At 36.8% G+C, this 7,206-nt stretch carries 6 protein-coding genes; 2 read left to right on the top strand and 4 right to left on the bottom strand.

Features of this window, described 5'->3' with window-relative positions; translation table 11 throughout:
* Window positions 1-140: 140 nt before the first annotated feature.
* The 3 genes from BMZ99_RS27215 to BMZ99_RS21820 form a co-directional block, all read right to left on the bottom strand.
* A complete protein-coding gene (locus BMZ99_RS27215; RefSeq protein WP_245755105.1) occupies window positions 141-497 on the bottom strand; it encodes a hypothetical protein in 357 nt (118 codons plus the stop codon).
* 44 nt (window positions 498-541) lie between these two features.
* Window positions 542-730 carry a hypothetical protein gene (locus BMZ99_RS27210; protein WP_245755104.1) on the bottom strand — a complete coding sequence of 63 codons (189 nt, stop codon included), beginning with the start codon at window positions 728-730 and terminating at the stop codon, window positions 542-544.
* A 381-nt stretch (window positions 731-1,111) separates the two neighbouring features.
* Window positions 1,112-2,266 (bottom strand): acyltransferase family protein, encoded by a 1,155-nt coding sequence (locus BMZ99_RS21820; RefSeq protein WP_245755103.1) that lies wholly within the window; start codon window positions 2,264-2,266, stop codon window positions 1,112-1,114.
* 252 nt (window positions 2,267-2,518) lie between these two features.
* Between BMZ99_RS21820 and BMZ99_RS21815 the strand changes: the two genes are divergently transcribed.
* Window positions 2,519-3,271 (top strand): exodeoxyribonuclease III, encoded by a 753-nt coding sequence (locus tag BMZ99_RS21815; RefSeq protein ID WP_090942888.1) that lies wholly within the window; start codon window positions 2,519-2,521, stop codon window positions 3,269-3,271.
* Between the two features lie 113 nt (window positions 3,272-3,384).
* On the opposite strand, the gene BMZ99_RS21810 is transcribed toward BMZ99_RS21815, so the two are convergent.
* A complete protein-coding gene (locus tag BMZ99_RS21810; RefSeq protein ID WP_245755102.1) occupies window positions 3,385-4,617 on the bottom strand; it encodes an MFS transporter in 1,233 nt (410 codons plus the stop codon).
* Between the two features lie 641 nt (window positions 4,618-5,258).
* Between BMZ99_RS21810 and BMZ99_RS21805 the strand changes: the two genes are divergently transcribed.
* Complete coding sequence (locus tag BMZ99_RS21805) at window positions 5,259-7,043, top strand: TonB-dependent receptor (protein WP_090942882.1); 1,785 nt, start codon at window positions 5,259-5,261, stop codon at window positions 7,041-7,043.
* Window positions 7,044-7,206 lie beyond the last annotated feature (163 nt).

Below are 7,206 nucleotides of genomic sequence, written 5' to 3'. Positions count from 1 at the left end.
ATGTTCCAACAAACTTGATTTTACACAAAAAAATGGCTCCCGGCTACTGCCGGTTGCCATTTTTGTTTTTTAGGGCTAGTGCGACAGCCCCTTTTCTATGGATAAGTAGTTTGGATTTTTCTTAAACATTCTGTTTTTATTTAATTGGCTCGCCTCACCAATCCCTGCTGTTTGAAATCCCTAACCATAGCAACAGCAGAAAATTTTATATTCTGCAATTTCCATAAGCAATATTCTATTGTTTCCCGCTGTATTACAGGGAGATTCTCATTCCTAATAACCCTTGAATTCTTCTTTATATGATCAATCATCTGCTGTATATAATAAAACGAAATTGCGTCATTGATCGGTTCTTTAACTCCATCATTGATTAACTTCCGAAAATAATTTTGATATTGGAAGATTCGATTGTCCGCACCAAAAATGGTAAACACGATTCTTTCCAAGTCATCGACTGCTGGATGTGCCGACTGGTTGAATAATGGATCTTTCTCCACTAAATAAGGAAAAATTGCCAGTACATATCCTTGAGTAAGATAACCTAACCCACTTCCATCCTTGCCAAGTGTATAATCTGAAAGATCGCATTTTTTTTATTATCATCTGCAATGATAAATATTCCTTCAAATAATGATTTAGGAACCTCAATTAGCCAATAATACGTAAGGCCTCTTTGCTCCAAGTCCGGTATTTCCATTATATCCTGGGTTAACATTGTGATTTCTTTCAAAAAGGTATAGTGAATATATTCTTCTCTCGAATACAAAAGTGGTCGAAATATTGGACCTAAGAAACTTCGTGTTAAGAAAATTTTTAGTAAGCTATTTTCCCTTATGCCTCTTGCCATATTCTTCACCCTATCCCATTTTAAAATCTTTCTATACTAGATATTTATACTAGTAACACATTTATCACTTTACATTTTAAAAATCACAGGACAGAAATTTAATGTCTCTTCACGCACTAATCCGTAAAAAGGGGACTCTTCTACAATCATGTAGAAGAGTCCCCTTTGACTCAATATCTTGCTTTCAATATTTTAGTCATCTTTAAAGATCAATAAAAACAATTGTTTTTGTATGATATACATCATATTACTATTAGCTCTATTTTACAACGTTTTTTCATGTTTTCGATACAGTACTTTGCCAATGACATATTCGGATATTATGAAACAAGATAATACACTGATTATAGACACCGAAAAGTATTTTACCCACACAGAGAACTCTAATTTCTGTACCATATATGCTATTGGTAAAACAACAAATTGATGAATATAGTAAATCCGATAAGAATTAGCTGATAACCTGCGCCATAAATCTCCTTTGCGATTGAAATCTTTATGAAAAAAACTGATAAAGCCAAATGCTGTAGTGAGGCAGAAAAAAGAATGTAAAATAGCGTGCCCCGCTCTTAATAAGATTGGAGTTGTATCAGTAAAGGTAATGCGATAACAAACAAATGCTAGCATCGCAATAACAGATGAACTCATCCAGTATTCAAAACGCGGCATATACCCTAATTCCGTAAACCATCGTTTCAGCCACGCATATATACCTAAAGCAAAATAACACACATATAAAAAGAATCGGGTGGGTTGTAAAGAGATAATGTATAACCTGCTAAACCACGCATCTGCATAAAAATAAAGATTTGCAATGAAGAAAGTAGCTGCTGTACCGAGTCCAAACAGCACCAGAAATCCAAATGATGGAGATGAAACTTTCTCGTTTCTTTGAAATACGGTAGGAAACCTTTTATAAAGCACAGAAAAGAATATTAAAAACCAGGTTAAATCGCCTAAAAACCAATAGTGAGCGTGGCTAAAGGTCGCAGCACTAAAGAAATTAGTCATCCAGTAGTTAAAATAGGCTGGAGGCGTACTAGTACGGCTATACCAAATCATATAAGTGATTGCGGGTGCCAGAAATAATACACCTGCAATCCAAGGAATCACAATTCGAAAGAACTTTTCTCGCAAGAATCTGCTCATCCCCTGCTTTTTTAAAACAGGCATTGTAAAATATCCAGCGAGCAAAAATAAAATAGGCATAATAAAGACATCTGTCGTCATGACAAAAATATTAAATATCGGATTACTCTTACTGTCAACTACATACCACCATTCAGGTGCAGGTGCCATATAACCAATTGCTACATGAAATGCAATTACCAATAAAATAATAAAAGAGCGTAAATTATCCATAAAGTACATCCGATTTCCACTTGTTCCTTTATTCCCCTTCTCTGCTCCTCTTGCCACAGAATCACCTCATTTCATTATGTTGAGATTCTACTGTTTCTTTTAGACATAAGGCTACACGATCAATGATCTTCTTTGTTATTTCCTACAAAAAATTTAATTACTACTTATCCGTATTTCTGCTTCATTATATTATCTGATTCTACACAGTATCATATAATGTCCTTTAATACTCCTTGCGTCTTTAGCCTTGCATTTTTTATGTCATTCACATACACTTAAAGCATTATATTATAAGAGTGAGGTTCATATATGAAATTAATATCATGGAATGTCAATGGTTTAAGGGCATGCCTTTTAAAGGGATTTGAAGATTTTTTCAACACTGAAAATGCTGATATTTTCTGTATACAAGAAACTAAAATGCATCCTGACCAAGCTGAAATTGGACTTGCTGGTTACGAAAAATATTGGAATAGTGCTGTGAAAAAGGGATACTCCGGCACTGCAGTTTTCACACGCATAGCACCATTATCCGTTACCTATGGTCTGAACATAGAAGAACATGACCAAGAAGGCCGTATCATCACCTTAGAATTTGAGAATTTTTTTCTTGTAAATGTCTATACTCCTAACTCCAAACGCGAACTCCTTCGCTTGGACTATCGCATGAGGTGGGAGGATGACTTTAAAGCCTATCTTACCGCTCTTAATCAGAGTAAACCTGTCATTATTTGTGGTGATATCAATGTTGCTCATCAAGAAATCGATATTAAAAATCCAAAAACCAACCGTCGGAATGCCGGATTCACGGATGAGGAAAGAGATAAAATGACAGCTTTGCTAGAAGCTGGCTTTACAGACACCTTCCGTCATTTATACCCTGATAAAATTGATGCCTATACCTGGTGGTCCTATATGATGAATGCTAGGGCGCGTAATATCGGTTGGCGTATTGACTACTTCTTAGTCTCTAACACACTAAGAGAGGCTATAAAAGAAGCTACTATTTACCCTGATGTTATGGGCAGCGATCATTGCCCAATTGGATTAGAAATCTTTTAAGAAAATATTTTGCGATTCATTCTTTTGTCATTTGCCAATCTTAAAGCTCCTGTAAAGTTACTCATACACTTTACAGGAGCTTTTTTCTTATCATCATGCTAGTATTACTTCCGTTATTCTTTTGATAGCAAACAGGCTGATGCTCGTTCTTTTTTTAAGGCCAACGCAGGTATTGCTAAACTAATTAATATAAGAACTACACCAAATAGATAAGGCAGATTAATATGAATATCGAATAGGATACCTGCAATAGATGGACCAACGATAATCCCCACACTTGTATATGTATTACTCATTCCAGCCACAAAGCCTTGTTCTTCACCTGCCATTTTGGACAATAACGTATTAATTGCAGGGCGCAAAATAGAAGTCGCAGCAATGTGAAGTGTTGTTACAAAAAGTATGTACCAAAAGCTCCCTTGAATCAGCATTAATGCTAAAGATCCCGCTGATAAAACCAAACTCATATTGATAACCCGTTTCTCACCAAAGTGCCGTAGCAGGCAATCAATCAATAATGCCTGGACAAGAACTCCCATTAGTACACCTACTGTAAGCAGAATCGCTATATCCTTAGGTGTGTATCCATATTTCACATCCACATACAGTCCAAAAACCACTTCCACACTTACTAACCCAAATGTCAAAATAAAAATCAACACCAGTAGAAATAAGTAGGGAGCCTTAAAAGACAACGCAACCTGCGAGAAGATATTTTCACTTTTCCGCAATGAATTTCTGGCAAGTAATTGTTTCTCGTAGGATAAAGTCTCAGGTAACAGTAAAAAAGCAGCAATCATTGAAAAAGCCGAAGCAGCTGAAGCCACATAAAAGGGAAGCCGTAAGCCATATTCAGCCAGAAAACCTCCAATGCCAGGTCCAATTACAACACCAAAAGACATGGCTGCTCCGATCCATCCAAGACTTTTACCGCGATTTTCTTGGGTGGTAATATCTGCCACATAAGCTGTAATTGCTGGAGTTGTAAAGGCAATACCAATTCCGCCGATCAATCTCGATACATACAGCATCCACAACTCATTAGCAACGCCAAAAAGATACTGGGATACACTAAATAAACCAATACCAGAAACAATGATGATTTTGCGTCCATACTGATCCGCCCACTTTCCAGCAAGAGGTGAAAATAAAAACTGGGTAAATCCCATAGCCGATACCAAATAGCCAAGAGTGACACTATTTACTCCAAAATCCTGTACAAATTTAGGCAAAACAGGAATTATTAATCCAACACCCACTTGAGCAATAAACATATTCACTAACAAGATCATAAATGGCATTTTAGAATATTTCAACTTACACATTTGCAAAAATCCTACTTTCATGAAAATTCAATATCAGAAATTCTTCATATCCATTGCCGCATTTCGCTGCTAAATCAAATCCATGCTCTGTAATATACATAACCTAAAAATAAAATGTAATTTAGTATTGACTAACATTTTTGAAACGACTATAATCTTAATTGATCATGATTATCATCTTCAACAAGTGCTATCTTATCAAATTGACTGCCGTCAGTCAATTTGATAAGATAGTTGTTTCGTCAATCGAATTGACAGCCCGTAGGTTATTATATTTCTTTTTTTTGCGAATCGTCAAATAAAATAATTTTGCGTATCACCTTCTCTCTATATTAACTAATTCTTTTTCACTGTGACACGTAAAAAAGAAAGGAGCTGTACTGCTAAGAATTAAACATATATTTTTTATTATTAACTGACTGTTGTCAGTCAACTATCTAGTCGCGTTTTTTTATAATTGTATTACATAAGGCCATTATCTATTTTATAATTACAATAACGGAATATAAGGAGAGATTATCATTAACAAGCAGCAGAAAAAATTATTATGCTCACTGCTAGGCAGTGCTATCGTATTAAGCACTTCCGGAATCGTAGCCGCCGAAGAAGCTTCAACTGAGGAAACCTATAATTTTGATGAATATGTCGTAACAGCCAACCGTATTCCTGTCAAAAAGACGGAAGTTGCAGCAAATGTTACAGTCATTAGCCAAGAGGAGATTGAAAAGGGTAATTTTTCTAGTGTTCCTGAAATTTTAAGAACATCCAATGTTAACTTAGAAGAAGGCAGCAATGGTACTATCCCCTTCATTAATGGTGACAATCGAGTACTTATTTTAGTTGATGGCATCAGAATGAATTGGGATCAAATTATAACAAGCGGTAGTAAAGGTGGATTTAACCTTAATAACATACCTGTTAAAAATATTGAACGTATTGAAATTGTACGCGGTCCTTCTTCTTCATTATATGGCAGCGATGCCGTAGGTGGGGTTATCAATATCATCACTCGTAAGGCAACTGGATCAAATACATCTATTGCTACCGAATTTGGCAGTTGGGGAATGCGCAAATATAATCTTTCAACGGAAAACAAACTGACTAACGGATACAGTTACCTAATCACTGCTGAGCACAAGAAACAAGACAATACTGAATATAAAAATGCTGCCACTGGTAAAGTCGAGACTCTGCCACAAAGTTATGTAGAACAAGACAGTGTAACAATGCGATTGGATAAAGAATTAAGCGCCGGACGCACGCTTTCTTTTCAGTTTGAACATGTAGACAAAGATTTCGGCTTCGGTGGAACTGCTCCTGGTCAGCCGTATTGGCATTATGAGAATGGACGTGGAGAATCTAAAGATGATAATATGGCCCTAACGTATCATTTTGGTACAGATAACCTATTCCGGGTATATCGCAATCATTCCACTGAAGAAGTCTCTTATGATGGGGCCACAATAGGATATGACGTTGAAAGAACAGCCACGGGTGCAGAGTGGCAGCAAAGTAAGCGATTAAGTGACCAACACACCCTAGTTGGAGGCGCCGACTGGCGTCAGACTGACTTTACATATGTTAGCCAAGGTATTGATGACACATATTCTACCAAAGCCATCTTCCTAGAAGATCACTGGACACTCCCTAGCAATTGGACTCTAACCTTAGGATCCCGCTACGATGACCATAGTATTATTGGTGACCATGTTACTTCCCGTTTGACAGCTAATCGCAAAATAAATACTGCAACCAATATTTATGCCTCATGGGGGCAATTCGTAAAGTCTCCACAAGTAGAAGATCTTTTTAGTAATACTTTGTATTTTGTTGGTAATCCAAATCTTCGTCCAGAAACGGGAGATACTGTTACTCTTGGTATGAATACCGAGCTTGCTGGAGGTACCAAACTTCAGGCTAGCATTTTCAGTAGTCGTGTTAAAGATGCGATCGATTATGATTATAGTTATACTAAAAATCCTAGAGGATATGCCTATAATATTGACAATCAAAAAAGACAAGGGCTAGACATCAATCTGACACATCAACTCTCCCCTCATTGGAGCGCTTCAGCAGGTTACTCTTATGTAAAAATTAAAAATAAAGACGCTGATGCAACTGATTACTCCAATGATCTTAGTAATAGTCAACCTAATGGTTACCGCCTCGGTGTTCAATATGATCAGGATAAATGGAATGCAGGGTTAACTGTACGAGCAGCTACCGGACGTAGTTTAGAACAATTCACATCTAAGTCCTACGTAACCTTTGACCTAGTGACCAACTATAAGATAAGCCCTGACACCCGCGTATATATTAAGGGCTACAACTTACTAAACAGAGCATATGAATTGAAAAGCTTGAGTACTTTCGGTGCATATCTCAGTGCTGGAGCCTATCCGATGGCATCAAGAAGCTTCTACATTGGCGTAGAACATCGTATGTAATTTCTACTACTATAATCAAATATGCACTGCCCCAGTGTTGTGGGCAGTGCATATTCATTTATCTAAAATGATGTAGTTTACAAAAAGTGCAGCACCCTTTAGAATGAGTATTGAGGATTCTTCTCAATAGCACTGCCCTTCGCTTTCCAAAATCAAGTAGGAG

This window comes from Pelosinus propionicus DSM 13327 (assembly GCF_900114615.1).
Taxonomy (GTDB): Bacteria; Bacillota; Negativicutes; order DSM-13327; family DSM-13327; genus Pelosinus; species Pelosinus propionicus.
The sequence above is the reverse complement of the archived record's forward strand: the minus strand, read 5'-3'. Positions and strand labels throughout refer to the sequence as shown.

Bases quoted from the DNA above. Each gene is read 5' to 3' on its own strand.
- BMZ99_RS21815 (WP_090942888.1), top strand. From the start codon at position 2,519: ATGAAATTAATATCATGGAATGTCAATGGTTTAAGGGCATGCCTTTTA.
- BMZ99_RS21810 (WP_245755102.1), bottom strand. From the start codon at position 4,617: ATGAAAGTAGGATTTTTGCAAATGTGTAAGTTGAAATATTCTAAAATG.